The sequence below is a fragment of the Streptomyces sp. NBC_00887 genome, from assembly GCF_045207585.1.
In genome coordinates this window covers 1,131,297-1,148,537 of sequence record NZ_CP108788.1, presented here as the reverse complement: position 1 = coordinate 1,148,537, position 17,241 = coordinate 1,131,297, and the positions used below count along the sequence as shown (strand labels likewise).

The following is a 17,241-nucleotide window of genomic DNA, read 5'->3' as shown; positions in this document are numbered from 1 at the left end:
AGCGTGGTGTCGGGCCGACTGCGGAAATCCGCGGCGGGCGGGGGTGCGGAGCCGGTGCGGCTCCGGGGCGGAGGAAGCGGAAGATGCAGGTCGGAGCCGTCGGAGTGATGTCGTGAGGATTCTGCACACCTCGGACTGGCACCTGGGGCGGTCGTTCCACCGTGTCCCCATGCTCGAAGCCCAGGCCGACTACCTCGACCACCTCGTGCGGACCGTACGCGAGCACGAGGTCGACGCGGTCCTCGTGGCGGGCGATGTCTACGACAGGGCCGTGCCGCCGCTGGCGGCCGTCAGGCTGTTCGACGACGCACTGCACCGGCTCGCCGCCGCCGGCGTGCCGACCGTCATGATCTCCGGCAATCACGACTCCGCCCACCGGCTCGGCGTCGGTGCGGGGCTGATCGCGCGGGCCGGCATCCACCTGCGCACCGATCCGGCGGACTGCGCGACCCCCGTAGTGCTGCAGGACGCACACGGAGACGTGGCGTTCTACGGTCTGCCCTATCTGGAACCCGCGCTCGTCAAGGACACCCTGGGTGCCACGAAGGCCGGACACGAAGCGGTCCTGACCGCCGCAATGGACCGGGTCCGTGCCGATCTCGCCGACCGGCCCGCCGCCACCCGCTCCGTGGTCCTCGCTCACGCGTTCGTGTCGGGCGGCGAACCCAGCGACAGCGAACGCGACATCACGGTCGGCGGTGTCGCCGCCGTCCCCGCGGGAGTCTTCGCCGGTGCCGACTACGCGGCCCTCGGGCACCTGCACGGCTGCCAGACCGTCACCGAACGCGTCCGCTACTCCGGTTCCCCGCTCGCGTACTCCTTCTCCGAGGCAACCCACCGCAAGACGATGTGGCTGATCGACCTCGGCGCCGGCGGAGAGATCTCCGCCGAACGCATCGAATGCCCGGCCCCGCACCCGCTCGCACGGCTCCGGGGACGGCTCGACACCCTCCTCGACGACGCCGCCCTGGAACGGCACGAGGAGTCCTGGGTCGAAGCCACCCTCACCGACCCGGTACGGCCCGTCGAGCCGATGGCACGCCTCCTGGCCCGATTCCCGCACACCCTCAGCCTCGTGTTCGAACCGGAGCGTGCCCCCGAGGACCCCTTCGCTTCGTACGCCCAGCGGCTCCGGGGCCGGGACGACCAGCAGATCGCGGAGGACTTCGTGGCCCATGTGCGCGGCGGGAGCGGGCCCAGCGAGCAGGAGCGCACGGTGCTGCGCGCCGCGTTCGACGACGTACGGGTGAGCGACGGCGTGCACGAGGTGTCCCGTTGAGACTGCACCGGCTCACCCTCACCGCCTTCGGCCCCTTCGGCGCCACCCAGGAAGTCGACTTCGACGCGCTCTCCTCGGCCGGGCTCTTCCTGCTGCACGGTCCGACCGGCGCGGGCAAGACCTCCGTCCTCGACGCCGTCTGCTTCGGCCTGTACGGAGCCGTACCCGGCGCCCGGCAGAGCCTCGGCACCTCGCTGCGGAGCGACCATGCCCCGGCCGACCTGCCGACCGAGGTCCGGCTGGAGCTGACCGTGGGAGGACGTCGCCTGGAGGTCACCCGTCGGCCCGCCCAGCCCCGTCCGAGGAAGCGGGGACACGGCTTCACGACAGAAAAGGCACAGAGCCTGCTGCGCGAGTACGGCCCCGAGAAGGGCTGGCAGGCGCTCAGCCGCTCGCACCAGGAGATCGGCGAGGAGATCGGCCGGCTCATCGGGATGAGCAGGGACCAGTTCTGCCAGGTGGTCCTGCTTCCCCAGGGAGACTTCGCGCGCTTCCTGCGGGCCGACGCCGAGGCACGCGGCAAACTCCTGGGCAGGCTCTTCGACACCCGCCGGTTCGCCGCGGTGGAGGACCACCTGGCCGAGCTGCGCCGTAGGGCGGAAGCGCAGGTCCGAACCGGCGACGCACACATCCTGGCCCTCGCCCAGCGCATCGCGCAGGCCGCCGGACCGGCCGCCAGCGAATCGCCCCTGCCCGAGGACCGGCCCGGTGAACCCGGACTCGCCGACGGCGTACTGCAATGGGCAGCCGTCGCGCGTGGCGGCGCACACGAGCGGCTCGACATCGCCCGGTGCGCACTGTCGGCGGCGGAGGCCCGGAACAACGCCGCGCGCGACGCCCTGGACGCCGAGCGCGAGCTCGCCCGGCTGCAGCAGCGGTACGGGGAAACGCGCCGCCGCGCCGCAGGACTGGAGGAGCGTCGCATCGAGCGCGACCGCTGCCACGAACAGCTCACGCGCGCACGCAAGGCGGACCTCGTCGCTCCGGCGCTCGAGCTGCGCGAGGAGGCCGAACGCGCCCACCGGGCGGCGAGCGGGGCCCGTGAACGCTCTCGCGCGGAGCTGCCCCCGGAGCTGGCCGACGCGGGCGTCGAACAGCTTTCCGGCGCTGAGCGCACCCTCCGGTCGGACCTCGGCGCACTCGAAGCGGCGCGCCGCGCCGAACGGCGCAGCAGGCAGATCGACGCCGAACGGGCGGGGATCGAACGGCAGTCCCGTGCCGACGACGAACTGATCCAGGAGTCGGCGGACTGGCTGGCGGGCTGGGACGGCATCCACCGGGAACTGCGGGAGCGCATCGAGAGCGCGCAGGAGGCCGCGACCCGGGCCGAGCAGCTGGCCGGCCGGCTGGAACCGGCGCGCAGAAGGCTCGACGCGGCACGGCGGCGCGACGCACTCGTCGTCCGGGAAGGGACCGCCGAGGACAGTCTGACCGCGGCCCGCGAGCACGCCCTCGCCGCGCACGAGACCTGGCTGGGGCTGCGTGAGCGGCGGCTGCGCGACATCGCGGCGGAGCTGGCCGCAGGGCTCGCCGACGGCGTGGCCTGCACGGTGTGCGGGTCGGCCGATCACCCGGAGCCGGCCCGCCCGGGAGACGGCCATGTGGACCGCGCGACGGAGGAAGCGGCGCTCGCCGACCACCGGCGTGCGGAGCAGTCCCGCGCGGAGGCGGAGCGCGAGCTCGGCGTGCTGCGCGAACGGCTCGCCGTGGCGCGGGCGGAGGCGTCGGGGGACCTGTCGGAGCATCTGGAGGTGCCGGAGGCCGAGGGGGCGGCGCAGGATTCCGGCCGGGGTACGGCCTCCGTCGCGGAACTCGAGGCGGTCGTCACCGGGCTGGCCCGGGAACACGCGGAAGCGCACCGGCTGGCAGCCGGGATGCACGGCGCGCGGGAGGCACTCGCCGCTGCCGAGCGGGAACACCTCGGACGGCTCGACGCCCGGCAGCAGGCCGAACGGCGCTCGGCGGCCCGTACCTCACAGCGGGAAGCACTCGACCGCGAACAGGCCGCACTGGAGACCGAACTGGTGGCGGCACGGGGGGCCTCGGGCTCCGTCGCCGCACACGCGGACCTGCTGGAGCGCCGGGTCTCGCTGCTCGCCGATGCCGCTGATGCGCTGCGGGCCGAACAGAGCGCCGCGCAGCGCCGCAAGGAGGCCGACGGCACACTCGCCGACGCCGCCTTCCGGGCCGGGTTCGACACCCCGCAGGCCGCGGCTTCGGCGCTCGTCGACGGTACAGCCCAGCGGGAACTCCAGCACCGGATCGACGCCTGGCAGGCGGAGGCCGCAGCCGTCGCCGACCGGCTCGCCGAGGAGGACGCCCGGGCAGCCGCGGCGCACCCGCCCGCGACGCCGGATGCCGCGCAGTCGGCGTACGACGCGTCAGGACGGCAGCTGCGCGACAGCGCCGCCGCCCTCGCCGCCGCCCAGGAGCGCTGCACGGAGCTCGGCCGGCTCTCCCGGCAGACCGCGGACGAGGTGCGCAGGATGGGGCCGCTCCGGCAGGAGCACGAACGGGTGGCACGTCTCGCCGGGCTGACCGCGGGCACCTCGGCCGACAACGAGCGCAAAATGCGGCTCGAGGCGTATGTGCTCGCCGCCCGGCTGGAACAGGTCGCCGCGGCCGCGACAGCCCGTCTCCAGCGCATGTCGTCGGGCCGCTACACCCTGGTCCACTCCGACGCGCGGAGCGGTGGGCGCAGAGCAGGACTCGGGCTGCACGTCGTGGACTCCTGGACGGGCCGGGAGCGCGACACGGCGACCCTGTCCGGCGGCGAGACGTTCTTCGCGTCGCTCGCCCTCGCGCTCGGCCTCGCCGATGTCGTCACGGACGAGGCGGGCGGCGTACGGCTGGACACGCTCTTCATCGACGAGGGCTTCGGCAGCCTGGACGAGCAGACCCTGGACGAGGTCCTCGACGTCCTGGACTCGCTGCGCGAACGCGACCGCAGCGTCGGCATCGTCAGTCATGTCGCCGACCTGCGGCGCCGCATCCCCGCACAGCTGGAATTGGTCAAGGAACGACACGGCTCGGCGGTGCGGCATCGCGTGGCGGGCACGCTCAGCGGCTGATCGCCCGGCGGGGGAGAGGCGAGGAGTACACGATGCTGGTGGTCACGGAGCCGAGGGTGCCGATCCTCCCCGTGACCTCTTCGAGGTGGCGCATCGAACGGGCGGTCACCTTCAGCACGAAGCAGTCGTCCCCCGTCACGTGATGTGCCTCCACGATCTCCGGCGTCGTGTCCGTCAGATCGTGGAAAGGCTTGTAGTTGCCGTTCGGATAGCGCAGCCGTACGAGGGCCATGATCGGCATCCCGAGCCGCTCGGGTTCCACCACTGCGGTGTAACCGCTGATCACGCCCACCTCCTCGAGGCGGCGCACGCGTTCGGTGACGGCGCTCGGCGACATGGCGACGGCGCGGGCCAGCTCGGCGAAGGTCGCACGTCCGTCGCGTTGCAGGACGTCGAGGATGCGCCAGTCCGTGGCGTCCGGGGAATAGTCGGTCATGCTCCTCAGACAACAGGGAGATCCCCGGCAGATCAAGCGATGTGGCGGGGATCCTCACTTCCGGCAGAGGAGCACCGACCGTAGATTTCTGGGCATGACCTCACAGCTCACCACCACAGACAACCCCGTCCTGCGCGTCGCCCCGGCCTCCCCTGCGGCCGCCGCCGCGTACTTCGGTGCCTCGCTGGCCTTCCACGCCGATGCCTCCGACGTGGCCGCGGCACTGGCGGCGGGCGGCGACCCGGGCTTCGTCGTGCTGGACTCCCGGTCCACCGCGTCCTGGGACCAGGGACACATTCCCGGCGCGGTACACCTGCCCACCGCACTCGTGGCGGAGCAGGCACAGGAACTTCTCGACCCGGCGGTACCGGTGGTCACCTACTGCTGGGGCCCCGGCTGCAACGGTGCCGCCCGCGCCGCCCTGGCCCTCGCCGAACTCGGTTACCAGGTCAAGGAGATGCTCGGCGGATTCGAGTACTGGGCGCGCGAGGGATTCGAGTTCGAGACCTGGCAGGGCCTGGAACGGCGCCCCGCCGACCCGCTCACCGCGCCGGCGGGTGCCGACGACTGCGGTTGCTGACCACCGCGTCGTGCCGACGACTGCGGCGACTGCCGGTCACCGGCCGGTCAGCGCCCCTGGGAAGTGCCCGCGGTGTCGAGCAGGGCAGCGAACACGCCCTCCCCGTCGTGGCCGGCAGGCAGTCCGCTGACCTGCCCGTCGCCGACCTCCACCACCCGCCACACCCCGTCGTCGCGCAGGGCCATGTCCGTCGTCACCCAACGCCAGCCGAGGCCACGCACCGCCTCACCGACGGCATCGAGCCCGGGCGTGGGTACCTGGGCGGGCGTGTCGGGGTGGGCGGTCACCAGCACGGCCTCACCGTCCACCCACCACACCCGGGCCTCGCCGCCCGGAACGAACGACTCGTAGGCCCGCAGCACCACACCACCGGCCAGGAAGTCGCCCTGCAGCTCGACGAACCGCCCGACGACCGAGGCGAGCCGAGGAGCGTCCGACAGCGCCGGTACGTAGCAGGCCTCGTCCCACTCGTGCTTACGGGACTTCACGAAGTCCTTGACGACGCCCGCCCCGGAGCCGAGAGGTCCGGCGAGGCGTGCCCAGAACTCCGTGCCTGTACCTGCGGCGGCGTCGGAGGTCAGCGCGCACCAGACGCTGTGCGGTGTGAGACCGGCGAATACCCCGTACCAGCCGGGCAGTTCATGCGCCGTGCGGTATGCGGCGGCATCCGTGAGGAGCGAGCAGCCGCGCCCTGCCAGCGCCCCCTCCAGCTCCTCGTACCGCACCGGCGGAATCATCCAGCCTCGGTACCAGTACGCCCCCGAGTCCCGCCGGACCCGGCCGACGGACGCTTCCGGGTCCCCGGCGAGCAGCGCGTCGTGGTCGACCAGGGCGATCTGCGCCCCCGCCCTGCGGGCGGCGGCAGCCTCCTGGGCGAACTGAGGGTCCGGGCGTCCGGGGCGCAGGGGGTCGGAGCAGAACAGGAAACCGGTCGGCGTCATGCGGAACCGTTTCTTGAGCTTTCGCTCGGGACTCGGGCGGATACGGAAGGGCGCGCCGGCGGAGGCGTCGCGAGCGGACAGGGCCATGGTTCCACCGGACCCGTCGGCCGCGCGGATCGGAACGCGGAACCGCTCGCGGATCAGATCCCCGACGTTCGATCCGGCGTCAGATCCTGGACAGCTCGTCCACCAGATCGTCCAGGCCGAGCGAACCCTGCGAGAGAGCCGCCATGTGCCAGGCCTTGAGGTCGAACGCGTCCCCGTGCGCCTTGCGTGCGTTCTCCCGGCCCAGCAGCCAGGCGCGCTCGCCCAGCTTGTAGCCGATGGCCTGCCCCGGCATCGACAGATAGCGGGTCAGCTCGCTCTCCACGAAGTCGGCAGGCCGGCCGCTGTGGCTGCCGAAGAACTCCTGGGCCAGCTCCGGCGTCCACCGCTCGCCCGGGTGGAACGGCGAGTCCGCGGGGATCTCCAGCTCCAGGTGCATGCCGATGTCCACGATCACCCGGCAGGCACGCATCATCTGCGCGTCCAGATAGCCGAGCCGCCGCTCGGCGTCGGGCAGGAAGCCCAGCTCGTCCATCAGCCGCTCCGCATACAGCGCCCAGCCCTCGGCGTTGGCACTGACATGGCCGATCGACGCCTGGTAGCGGGAAAGGCTGTCGGCGACGTGGGTCCACTGGGCGATCTGCAGATGGTGGCCCGGCACTCCCTCGTGGTACCAGGTGGACACCAGGTCGTACACGGGGAAACGCGTCTCGCCCATGGTGGGCAGCCACGTGCGGCCGGGCCGGGAGAAGTCCTCGGAAGGACCGGTGTAGTACGGAGCGGCGGCTCCTCCCGCCGGGGCGATCCGGGACTCCACCTTCCGTACCCGCTCGGCGAGTTCGAAGTGGGTTCCGTCGAGCGCGTCGATGGCTTCGTCCATCAGCTCCTGCAGCCACACACGGACCTCGTCCACGCCCTCGATGTGCTTGCCGTGCACATCGAGATGGGCGAGAGCCTCCCAGGGGCCGGCGCCCGGAAGGATCTTGTCTGCCTCGGTCCTCATCTCGGCCAGCAGCCGGTGGTATTCGGACCAGCCGTACGCGTACGCCTCGTCGAGATCGAGGTCCGTGCCGTTGTACTGGCGTGCCCAACGTGCGTAGCGCTCACGGCCGACGGTGTCGGGGGCACCCTCGATCGCGGGGGCGTAGACCTCCCTCAGCCACCCGCGCAGCGCGAGGAGCCCCTCGGTCGCCCGGCGTGCGGCGTCGTCCAGCTCCGCGCGCAGCGACTCCGGTCCCGGGGCCACGAAGTCCTGGAAGAACCCGGTGCCGCCCTCCCCGGCCCAGGAACCCAGTTGCTCGATGAACGTGGCCGTGGGGCGCGGGCCCGCGTACAGCTTGCGATCGAGACCGAGCGCGAGCGAGGCCCGGTACCCGTCCAACGCCGCGGGGACCGCGAGCAGTCGGTCCACGACCGCCGCCCAGTCCTCGTCCGTTGCGGTCGGCGTCGCCGTGAAGACGTCGCGCAGGCTGTGCGCCGGTGAGTGGATGTTGGAGACGGCCCGCATGCCCTCCTCGGTCTCGTGGATGGCGAGTTCGGCCGTCAGCCGCTCGCGCAGAAGTCGCGCGCAGCGCTGCTCGGCGTCGGTGTCCGCGCCCGGCGCCCGCTCGGCGGCGTCGAGCTCCGCCAGGGTGCGGCGGATCAGCTCGGCAGCGGCTTCCTGGCCGGCCGGAGAGAAATCGGGCAGCCGACGAGAGCTTTCCGCGACACCGAGGTAGGTACCGGTGATCGGGTCGAGTTCGATGAACGCGTCGACGTAGGCGTCGGCGACCTGGCGCGGCAGCGTGCTGCTCGATGTGTCTGACATGTGGACATCCTCGTACGCCGAAGGGCTCCGCGTCACCCGGATAGGACCTAGGTCCCGGTGGAGGTCCTTTACGGCGTTGTGGAGTCGGGGTGCGCCTCGTCCGTGCCCGCGGTGGGCGGCAGCAGCGGACCGCACTCCCATTGCTGGAAGATCAGCCGCGTCTCCACCCGCGCCACCTCACGCTGCGAGGTGAACTCGTCCAGGACCAGGCGCTGCAGGTCCGCCGTGCCGGCGACGGCCACATGGACGAGATAGTCGTCGGGCCCGGTGAGATGGAAGAGCGCGCGGGACTCGGGCAGTGCGCGGATCCGCTCGACGAACGGTCCGATGAGTTCCCTGCGGTGCGGCCGGACCTGCACCAGGAGCAGTGCCTCGAGGCCCCGGCCGAGCCGGGCCGGATCGAGCCGCAGCTGGTGCCCGAGGATGACACCGGAGCGGCGCAGCCGTGCCACCCTGTCCAGACAGGTGGACGGCGCCACCCCGACTTCGGCGGCCAGCTCCCGGTACGTCGTCCGTGCATCGTTCTGCAGCAGTCGCAGAATGTGTAGATCCACCGGGTCCAGAGCGACAGATTCAGCCATTGGGCGAACGTAACACGGGATTTTCGCTCGATCGGCCGCTCAGTGTTCAGAGTACTGGCATGGACACCGAAGCCTCATCGCTGACATCCCCGGCCCTCCTCCGGTCCAGGGCGCTCGCCACCGAAGCCGTGCACGCCGGACGCGACGATCTCGCCTCTCTGGGACTGCACGCCGCGCCCATCGATCTGTCCACCACCTACCCCTCGTACGACTCACGGGGTGAGGCCGAGCGGATCGATGCCTTCGCCGCCACCGGAGCCAAGCCGGACGGGCCGCCCGTCTACGCCCGGCTGGACAATCCGACGAACGCCCGCTTCGAGACGGCACTGGCCCGTCTGGAGGGGACCGAGAGCGCTGTGGCCTTCGCCAGCGGAATGGCGGCGCTCACCGCCGTGCTGCTGGCCCGCGCGAGCATGGGGCTGCGCCATGTCGTCGCCGTCCGGCCGTTGTACGGATGCAGTGACCACCTCCTCGGCGCCGGGCTGCTCGGGACCGAGGTGACCTGGACCGATCCGGCGGGCATCGCCGACGCGATCCGCCCGGACACCGGGCTGGTGATGGTCGAGACTCCGGCCAATCCCACGCTGGCCGAGATCGACATCCGGGCGGTGGCGCACTCCTGCGGTTCGGTGCCGCTGCTCGTCGACAACACCTTCGCGACCCCCGTACTCCAGCGTCCGGTCGAGCACGGTGCCCGGGTCGTGCTGCACAGCGCGACCAAGTACCTCGGTGGCCACGGCGACGTCATGGGCGGGGTCGTGGCGTGCGACGAGGAGTTCGCGGCGAAGCTCCGGCAGGTGCGGTTCGCCACCGGTGGTGTGCTGCATCCGCTGGCCGGCTATCTGCTGCTGCGCGGCCTCTCCACCCTGTCGGTGCGGGTCAGGGCCGCGTCGGCGAGCGCCGCCGAACTCACCCGACGGCTCTCCGCCGACCCCCGCATCGCGCGGGTCCACTACCCGAAGCTGGGCGGGGCGATGGTCTCGTTCGAGGTGTACGGGGATCCGCACCGCGTGATCGCGGGAGTCGGGCTCATCACGCCCGCCGTGAGTCTCGGCAGCGTCGACACCCTGATCCAGCATCCGGCCTCCATCAGCCACCGCATTGTGGATGAGGGAGACCGGCAGGCCGCGGGCGTCGGCGACCGGCTGCTGCGGATGTCCGTCGGCCTGGAGGACGTCGAGGACCTCTGGGCCGATCTGTGTCAGGCGCTCAGCGACGGGCCTGCGGTGTCTGCTCGGACTGCCCGTGCGGGGCGGCCGGCAGACCTGGTGTCGCATCCAGCCGGGCTGTGATGACGAGGGTTCCCTCTTCGATCTGGTAGTCGAGGGGCAGCGAGAGCGCACGCATGGCAGCGACCATGCCCGTGTTGTGCGCCTGGGTGACGGCGTACACGCTCTCGCAGCCCGCCTCGACGGCCATGGCCACCAGCCGGCCCAGGAGTTCGGAACCGATGCCCCTGCGCTGCCAGTCGTCCTCGACCATCAGAGCGACCTCGGTCTCGTCGCCGTCCCAGAGCAGGTGGCCGAGCGCGACCAGCCGGCCGGAAGCCGTCTGAACGGCGAGCGTGCGGCCGAAACGCGGGCTCAGCAGGTGGTCCAGATAGCGGTCGGCATCACGCACCGGGCCGTGGTAGCGCAGACCGAGGGTGTTGTCGGAGCAGCGGTCGTGCATGGCGCGGGCGGCAGCGAGATCGCCGCGGTCCGCGCGCCGCACCGTGATCTCGTTGCCCTCGGGAAGGGTGAGGACGTCCTCGCTGCGCGGTACGCGGGGCCCGAGACGGGCATCGAGCTCCACCAGGGCGCGGGCCCGGGCGAATTCGGTCGGGGTGAACGGAAGATAGGGCCGCTCGACGGTGATGACGCCGCCGGAGGGATCGCGAAGCCTCATCACGGTCTCCTCCAGCACTCCCTCCACGGGAGCACTCTCCCCGGTGGGCCGTCCGGTGATCGACAGGGCCGGCAGCGAGTGGATGGTGCAACGGCCGAGCAGCTGGCGCAGCGCGAGAGGGAGTTCCGCCGCGTCCAGAGCGGTGCGGGTCGCGAGGCCGAGGACCCTGGTGGGCGCATCCACCAGATCGTGCGCGTCGGCGCGCTCGATCCAGGTGGCGGAACCACCCGCGGCGGAGATCTCCCGGGTGAGCTGCTGAGCCGGCAGCGCCGCGGGAGCCCTCAGCAGGAACTCGTCGACGGTGCCCTCGGCCAGCGGGTGCGTCTGCAGCGTGAGAATGTCGATCCGGTGCCGGGCGAGAGCGATGCAGAGCGCGGCGAGGGTGCCGGGGGTGTCCCGCACCGTCGTCCGCATCCGCCACAGCACGGTCTCCACGTCCGCCTCCACGCCGGAGGACGTGAGCGCGCTGCCTGCGCCGCCGGTGTCCGTATCGCTGTCCGGCTGCGGCGGCGGGGCGTGGCTGTGGCGTCGTGCCCACCATGTGTGGAACGCGGCCGTGGCCGCGAGGGCCACGGCCGAGGCGACCAGCAGGTACGGGCCGTCCGGGGTGTGCCCGATCAGATTGGCGATCGCGTCGGCCACCGCAACCGCCGTGAAGAGGGCGGCCAGCTCGATCAGGTCCCGCCGCCAGTGGTGGGGGCGGCGGGCACTCTTTGCGGATGTCACATCAGTCATGTCTTCACTGTGACCGAACGGTGTTGCCTGATCACGAACGCATTGTGACTGATGGGTTACGTGTGGATCTGGCTCCTATCAACACCTTTTGGCTGTCCCCCTCGACGGCACCCCCGTCATACCCGGATCCGGACGCCGCCAGCAGCCGGGCGGCCTGCCGCACCAGCTGCGAGGAGCCCCGTCGGCCGGCCGTCGCGGCGAGGCCGGCGATCGGTTCCGAGGTCACCGGTCCGCAGCGTTCCGCGCACGCGGCAGCCACGGCCAGGACGTCGCCCAGCCCGTGGGGCGCCTTCTCGTAGGCCAGCAGGCTCGGCAGCGCTGCCGTCAGCACCGAAAGGACCGTCCGGTACGCGCCGGTGGCGGCGGCCGTACGGGCCGAGTCCGCGAGCCGGTTCGGCTTCACGAGATCGTGGTCGACGAGAACGGCGAGCTCCCGCCCGAGCAGCCCCGCGTCCAGGCGCCCCTGGGAGGCGAGGACGAGGAGGGCGTCCACCGCGGACAGGCGGTCCTCCGGACGGCGAGCCCCCAGTCCGTACGCCAGGGCGAGATGAATGGCGTCGGCGGCAGGTCCACCCGCCTCGGCGAGTCCCGGCAGGACCCACGCCCCACCGTCCGGACCGTCGTCCGCACCGTGCATGAGGGTGGGTATCAGCCAGGCCGCGAGGGCCTCGCCGTCCTCCGGGAGGGCCGCGAGCCAGTGCTCCGAGCGGGCGGCGTCCCAGTGGTAGCAGGGACTCTGATCGGGGTGGTGCGGACGGCCCAGCCAGTGGAACGCGGGTGGGAACTCCTGCTGGATGTCGAGGCGTTCCTTCGTGGCGAGCAGCACCCGCCGGGTCCCGGTGGCGGAGCGCTGCCACCAGGTACCGGAGGTCGGACGGTCGCTGTCGGACCTGTGCCGCAGTACGGGGGCGACCGGTGTGTCCGTCCGCAACCACGAGGCGAGCCGGTCGCCCTCCGTCGTGCCGAGCAGGGCGGCGTCGGCCGCTGCCCGCAGGCTGCCGGTCCTTCGCACGCGAAGCAGCGCCTGCGCGAAGTCGGCGGGCCCCGGCGGGACGCCGAGCCGACGGTAGGCACGCAGCCGCTCCACGAGCTCGTCGGGGTCCAGCGAACCGGTGTGCCAGGTCGGCGTGGCCAGCAGGAAAGGCACCCGCCCCGTCGTCGCGAAGTCGGCCGCCTCCCAGAGCCTCGCGTGCATCACCCTGTCCAGCGCGGCGTGCGGGCAGGTGCCGGCTGCCGTCCAACGGTTGCGTCCGTCGTGGAGGGACCGGAACGAGATCCGGCCGAGCAGCGCTGCCGCGACAAGATCGAGACCGCCTGGATTCCTGGAGAACCACCGGTCCACCTGCTCCTGCCGAAGGTCATCGAGCCACCATTGTCCGGCCATCGCCTCGCGCAGTGCCTCCGTCAGCGCCGTACGGTCGGTCCGGGCGTGACGGATCAGCCCGTCGAGGGCTCGCTCGAACGAACTGACCTCCCGAGAACCGGAGTTGATCAGGGCGGCGACCTCTTCGACGAGCTCGGCCACCGTCTCCGGGGCGGGTCCGACGAGGCGCGCGGCGGGTGCCGGAGGCAGAGTCTCCTCGTAAGCCTCCTCGGCGGTCCCCTCGTCCAGCAGGTCCCCGAACACCTCACGGGCGGCGGCCCGGTGCATCGGTCCCAGCTGCGCCGCGGCAACGGCGAGATCCTCACGGGCGGTGTCACCGGCCGAACGGAGATGACGTGCCGTCAGCTTGAGGGCCCGCTCCTGGATGTCCATGTCCTCGTGCCCGAAAGCCTCGGCGACGACCGGAAGCAGTTCATCGGCGGTGGACGCGTCCCGGCGCAGCACCTTGCCGATCAGTGTCAACTGGGTCCGCACCAGCTTCTTCTCCGTGCGGAACAGCACCGGGCCCGAGACTTCTGCGAGCACACGCGTGGTCAGTTCCCCGCGGGCGTCCAGTCGGGACAGCACCTCCTGCGCATGGCCCGCGACGATCGCGATGCCGTCCCCGGCCATCCCCGACCAGTCCGGGACACGCGCATTCTCCTCCTCCTCGGTCAGGCCGAGTGCACGCACCACGGCGAGGTAGAACCTCAGACTCCCCGGCTTCCCCCCGCGCAGCAGCCGTTTCACGGCCCCGTCGACCAGCACGGCACGGTCCAGCATCCCTTCGGCGGCCAGCGTCGCCAGGGCTGCCGGCCAATGATCACCGGAGTCGGGATCGTCGTACCAGTACAGAGCGGACGGCGGCTCGGAGCCCTCGAACAGCCTCGGCACCATGGCCGTGAGGTGCGGGTCGGCGCGCAGGACCTCGATCAGGGGGGTCCGCTTGTTGTCGTGCCACCTGCTGGAGCCGACGTACGACAGCCAGGCCTCCACGATGGTGTCGGTGACCGGCATCGGGCACTGCGCGATGCGCACCAGTTCGGCGACGAACCGGTAGTCGGCGTCCGTCGAGGCCATCGACGGACGTGCCGCCAGCCGATGGGCGAGATCGGCGAGCCAGTCCGGATCACGGTCCGCGAGGACCTTCAGGACCAAGGGGTAGGGAGTGCTCGACCAGTCGCGCAGATCCCTGCCGCCGATCCAGGCCGCGCAGGCGGCTGCGCCGGTGTGACACCCCGCGCCCGCGACCAGCAGGGTGTTCTGGACGGCTGCCCGCTGCCGCCAGTCCCAGCCCCGGGCCTCCTTGCGCAGGGACTTCAACTCGGCGAGGGCCGCCCTGCGTCCCTCGCGGTCGAGTCCGGCCACCAGTGCGGGCACATCCTGTGTGCGGCCTTCCCGTACGGCGGTGAGGAGCTCCTTCATCGCACACCGCCGGCGACCGCGGCACCGCCGGCGACCGCGGCACCGCGGCGGACCATACGGACCGCCAAGGCGTGTTTGCAGGGGCCGCGGCGTCCTCGGTAGTCCGCCCACCACTGGCAGGTACAGCTCAGCACTCCGTCCCTCTCCCGCACCTGGTAGCGGCGTTCACCGGAGGAGACGGCCGCCAGCTCACCGTCGACGACGACCGCTCCCGAACCGGCCAGCTGCCGTGCCGCGACCAGACGTGGATTGTGCCGCTCGGCCCGGCGTGCGTCGTAGGGAAGCTCCCGGTGGAAGTAGGCGGCGTTCGCGAGGTCGTACCCCACGCGCCCGGCCGTGCCCAACCGGGTGAGCGCCGCCCGGATCCGTTCCACCGTCAGCCCCGACTGCTCGGCCAGATCGGCAGGGTCGATCCTGGGCTCCCAGGCCAGCAGCACGGACACCAGTTCGGCGTCCGCCGCGGCATCGTCCGTTGCCAGCGCCTCCAGCACTCCTCCCTCACCGGAGAATCCGCGTGACGCGTCCGGCGACAGGGTCAGTGTCAGCCGCATTCCCGGCAACACCACCTCCCAGGCACTCGCCGTCGCCGTACCGTCGGCCACCGGACCGTAGATCCGCAGAGCCGTCGCATGCCGCAACACCCGCTGCAGCGCCACCAGTCGCTCCGGACCCGGCAGGCAGACCGCGCCCGCGACGGGGCGGGTCGTCGGTCGCAGGGTCTTCCCGGCGGGCACGACCCACCGGGCTCCCCGCGAGGCGTTCCCCGAGGAGCGCGGCAGCGAACGGAGGAACCGGACAGCCTCCGCCGCCGGGAGCTCGGCCCGCAGATCGAATCCGGCGGACACCACCTGGGCCTCGGCGAAACCGCGCAGCCAGCGTCCCGGCAGCGGCACCTTCTTCTCCACCACCGGCCCGTCGATGGTGGTGACCGCCATCTCGTCGGGCCCGACCCGCAGGTGCAGCGGATCGTCCGCGGTTATCCGCGACAGCGCCTCACGCAAGGGGTGGTTGACGTCCACATTCGTCGTCCCGTGCCCCGTCTCCGCCCCGTCGAGGCCTTCCTGCAGCACATCAAGACGCGCGTACACCCCGCAGCAGCCGGAGAACGACTCGAAGCGCAGCCGGTCGCCGTTGCCCGTGACCACCGGGTCGAGGGACGACGGCAGCGTCCGCTGGTAGTAGCGGGCGGACGCCACATCGGCGACGGCCAGGAGCCCCCGCGCGGCGATCCTCGGCGAAGTGAGGAACCCGGAGAAGAACCGGGGGTGCGCCTCGGCGCCGCGCGGCGTGAGACCGCCGGCGGTCTCCAGTCCGAGCAACCGCCCGGCCTGCGAGGACTCCAGGACGGACGGGCGTGAGTAGGCCAGGGCCTGAACGGTTCGGGTCATGGGAAAACCGTAGGACCCACCACTGACAACGGCCCCGGACGCGAGCCCGGGACCGGTTCCCGACGACGCCCGCTCACTGCCCCGTACGCCCGGGCTGCAGCACCTTGGTGAACAGAACCGTGCCACCCTGCGCCCGCAGCCGCACCGTCAGTTCCCCGCTCCCACCGTCGATATCGACCTCTCCGAAGTACTGCGGGGACTCCATGGGCGACACGTTCGCCCGGTCCGGAGCCCGGACGAAGACCCGCTCGGGACCGAACGTGCCGTCGAGCGCGTTGGCGGGGAAGCCGCCTGCGGCCAGCGGACCCGAGACGAACTCCCAGAAAGGCGCGAAGTCCTTGAATGCCGCACGCTCGGGTGAGTAGTGCTGGGCGCTGGTGTAGTGCACATCGGCGGTCAGCCAGAGGGTGCCCGTGATCCGCCGGTGCTTGATGTACCGCAGCAGTTCGGCGATCTGCAGCTCACGTCCCAGCGGTGCGCCGGGATCCCCCTGGGCGACCGCCTCGAAGTCGGTGGCCCCGTCGGGGACGACCAGGCCCAGCGGCATGTCCGCGGCGATCACCTTCCACACCGCGCGCGACTGCGAGAGCTCGCGCTTGAGCCAGCTCAGCTGCTCGGAGCCGAGGATGCCGGTGGTGTCGTCGGGCTGCCGCCCGGGGGAGTTGGCGTTACGGAAGGACCGCATGTCCAGGACGAACACATCGAGCAGCGGACCGTGCCGCACGACGCGGTGCATGCGCCCTTCCCGGGACGCACCGTGCGCGGAGGGGCCGTGCAGGGCCGACGCCGGGAAGTACTCGCGGAACGCCCGCATCGACCGGGCCGCCAGGAGATCGACGTTCTTCTCGGTGTAGCGCACGTCGTCGAGGATCTGACCGGGATACCAGTTGTTCCGGACCTCGTGGTCGTCCCACTGGATGACGGAGGGAACCTGTGCGTTGAACGTGCGCAGGTTGTCGTCCAGCAGGTTGTACCGGAAGTTGCCGCGGTACTCGTCGAGGGTCTCGGCGACCTTGGACTTCTCCTGGGTCGTGATGTTGCGCCAGGTCCGGCCGTCGGGCAGTGCCACGCTCGGTTCGAGCACCCCGTCCGCGTAGATGTTGTCGCCGCTGCACAGGAAGAAGTCCGGGTCGAGGCGCCGCATTTCGTCGTACACCACGTAGCCGCCGATGTCCGGATTGATGCCCCAGCCCTGGCCCGCGATGTCGCCGGACCACAGGAAGCGCACCCCCTCACGGCGCCTGGCGGGGGCGGTGCGGAAGGTTCCGTACACCGGCTTGCCCGTGCGGCGCGGGTCGTGCGGGTCCGCGAGCGTCACCCGGTAGTGCACCTGCTCGCCGGCGGGCAGACCGTACAGGGGGGTCGTGCCCGTGAAGTCCGTGCGCGCCCCCATCAGCGGACCGTGCCATCTGCGTGCCTTGCGGAATGACTCGGTGGCCGACGTCTCGACCAGCATCCGGGCCGGACGGTCCGAACGCACCCATACCAGCGCCGACGACGCCGTCACATCGCCCACCTGCACACCCCATGCCGCGCTCGGCCTGCCGGAGAGCGCGAAGGCCGGAGCGGCTGCCAGGGTGGTGGGCACTGCGGCCGCGGCCGAGGCGAGCAGCGAGCCGCGCAGCACGGTGCGACGGCCCGGGGCCGATATGCGAGGACGGTTCGACATCGGGATGCCTCCAGGGGCGACGGGGCGGACGGCC

12 protein-coding genes are annotated in these 17,241 nt (G+C 71.9%); 4 read left to right on the top strand and 8 right to left on the bottom strand.

The window, feature by feature from the left end; genetic code table 11:
- The first annotated feature begins 112 nt into the window (after window positions 1–112).
- Together OG844_RS05170 and OG844_RS05165 are read left to right on the top strand one after the other, a co-directional pair.
- Window positions 113–1,279 (top strand): exonuclease SbcCD subunit D, encoded by a 1,167-nt coding sequence (locus tag OG844_RS05170; RefSeq protein ID WP_406388398.1) that lies wholly within the window; start codon window positions 113–115, stop codon window positions 1,277–1,279.
- The gene (locus OG844_RS05165; RefSeq protein WP_406388396.1) at window positions 1,276–4,350 is read left to right on the top strand and encodes an AAA family ATPase; all 3,075 of its coding nucleotides are present in this window, start codon (window positions 1,276–1,278) and stop codon (window positions 4,348–4,350) included. Before OG844_RS05170 ends, OG844_RS05165 begins: the two co-directional genes overlap by 4 nt.
- Here OG844_RS05165 and OG844_RS05160 read toward each other — a convergent pair.
- Window positions 4,340–4,786: an Lrp/AsnC family transcriptional regulator gene (locus tag OG844_RS05160; RefSeq protein ID WP_351168390.1), complete on the bottom strand. Its 447-nt coding sequence runs from the start codon at window positions 4,784–4,786 to the stop codon at window positions 4,340–4,342. The two genes, OG844_RS05165 and OG844_RS05160, sit on opposite strands and share 11 nt — an antisense overlap.
- Window positions 4,787–4,880: 94 nt before the next feature.
- Here OG844_RS05160 and OG844_RS05155 point away from each other — a divergent pair, with 94 nt between their 5' ends.
- Window positions 4,881–5,366: a rhodanese-like domain-containing protein gene (locus OG844_RS05155; protein ID WP_406388394.1), complete on the top strand. Its 486-nt coding sequence runs from the start codon at window positions 4,881–4,883 to the stop codon at window positions 5,364–5,366.
- Window positions 5,367–5,413: 47 nt separating this feature from the next.
- Here the strand turns inward: OG844_RS05155 and OG844_RS05150 are convergent, their stop codons facing one another.
- The 3 genes from OG844_RS05150 to OG844_RS05140 all read right to left on the bottom strand — a co-directional run bounded on the left by OG844_RS05150 (window position 5,414) and on the right by OG844_RS05140 (window position 8,740).
- A complete protein-coding gene (locus OG844_RS05150; RefSeq protein WP_406396009.1) occupies window positions 5,414–6,307 on the bottom strand; it encodes an ATP-grasp domain-containing protein in 894 nt (297 codons plus the stop codon).
- Between the two features lie 166 nt (window positions 6,308–6,473).
- Window positions 6,474–8,159, bottom strand: coding sequence for a DUF885 domain-containing protein (locus OG844_RS05145; protein ID WP_406388393.1), 1,686 nt, complete (start codon window positions 8,157–8,159; stop codon window positions 6,474–6,476).
- A gap of 68 nt (window positions 8,160–8,227) precedes the next feature.
- Window positions 8,228–8,740 carry an Lrp/AsnC family transcriptional regulator gene (locus OG844_RS05140; RefSeq protein WP_406388391.1) on the bottom strand — a complete coding sequence of 171 codons (513 nt, stop codon included), beginning with the start codon at window positions 8,738–8,740 and terminating at the stop codon, window positions 8,228–8,230.
- A 59-nt stretch (window positions 8,741–8,799) separates the two neighbouring features.
- Between OG844_RS05140 and OG844_RS05135 the strand changes: the two genes are divergently transcribed.
- Window positions 8,800–10,032, top strand: a complete 1,233-nt coding sequence (locus tag OG844_RS05135) for a trans-sulfuration enzyme family protein (RefSeq protein WP_406388390.1) — start codon at window positions 8,800–8,802, stop codon at window positions 10,030–10,032.
- Here OG844_RS05135 and OG844_RS05130 read toward each other — a convergent pair.
- From OG844_RS05130 to OG844_RS05115, 4 genes are all read right to left on the bottom strand, one after another.
- On the bottom strand, window positions 9,950–11,353 hold the full coding sequence (locus OG844_RS05130; protein WP_406396007.1) for a GNAT family N-acetyltransferase: 1,404 nt from the start codon (window positions 11,351–11,353) through the stop codon (window positions 9,950–9,952). The genes OG844_RS05135 and OG844_RS05130 overlap by 83 nt on opposite strands.
- Window positions 11,354–11,393: 40 nt before the next feature.
- Window positions 11,394–14,150: a DUF6493 family protein gene (locus OG844_RS05125; protein ID WP_406388389.1), complete on the bottom strand. Its 2,757-nt coding sequence runs from the start codon at window positions 14,148–14,150 to the stop codon at window positions 11,394–11,396.
- Complete coding sequence (locus OG844_RS05120) at window positions 14,147–15,538, bottom strand: SWIM zinc finger family protein (protein WP_406388388.1); 1,392 nt, start codon at window positions 15,536–15,538, stop codon at window positions 14,147–14,149. The genes OG844_RS05125 and OG844_RS05120 overlap by 4 nt, the downstream gene beginning before the upstream one ends.
- Window positions 15,539–15,611: 73 nt before the next feature.
- The gene (locus OG844_RS05115; RefSeq protein WP_406388387.1) at window positions 15,612–17,207 is read right to left on the bottom strand and encodes an alkaline phosphatase D family protein; all 1,596 of its coding nucleotides are present in this window, start codon (window positions 17,205–17,207) and stop codon (window positions 15,612–15,614) included.
- Between the last annotated feature and the right edge of the window lie 34 nt (window positions 17,208–17,241).

Bases quoted from the DNA above. Each gene is read 5' to 3' on its own strand.
- OG844_RS05145 (WP_406388393.1), bottom strand. From the start codon at position 8,159: ATGTCAGACACATCGAGCAGCACGCTGCCGCGCCAGGTCGCCGACGCC.
- OG844_RS05115 (WP_406388387.1), bottom strand. From the start codon at position 17,207: ATGTCGAACCGTCCTCGCATATCGGCCCCGGGCCGTCGCACCGTGCTG.
- OG844_RS05140 (WP_406388391.1), bottom strand. From the start codon at position 8,740: ATGGCTGAATCTGTCGCTCTGGACCCGGTGGATCTACACATTCTGCGA.
- OG844_RS05125 (WP_406388389.1), bottom strand. From the start codon at position 14,150: ATGAAGGAGCTCCTCACCGCCGTACGGGAAGGCCGCACACAGGATGTG.
- OG844_RS05120 (WP_406388388.1), bottom strand. From the start codon at position 15,538: ATGACCCGAACCGTTCAGGCCCTGGCCTACTCACGCCCGTCCGTCCTG.
- OG844_RS05160 (WP_351168390.1), bottom strand. From the start codon at position 4,786: ATGACCGACTATTCCCCGGACGCCACGGACTGGCGCATCCTCGACGTC.
- OG844_RS05135 (WP_406388390.1), top strand. From the start codon at position 8,800: ATGGACACCGAAGCCTCATCGCTGACATCCCCGGCCCTCCTCCGGTCC.
- OG844_RS05155 (WP_406388394.1), top strand. From the start codon at position 4,881: ATGACCTCACAGCTCACCACCACAGACAACCCCGTCCTGCGCGTCGCC.
- OG844_RS05150 (WP_406396009.1), bottom strand. From the start codon at position 6,307: ATGACGCCGACCGGTTTCCTGTTCTGCTCCGACCCCCTGCGCCCCGGA.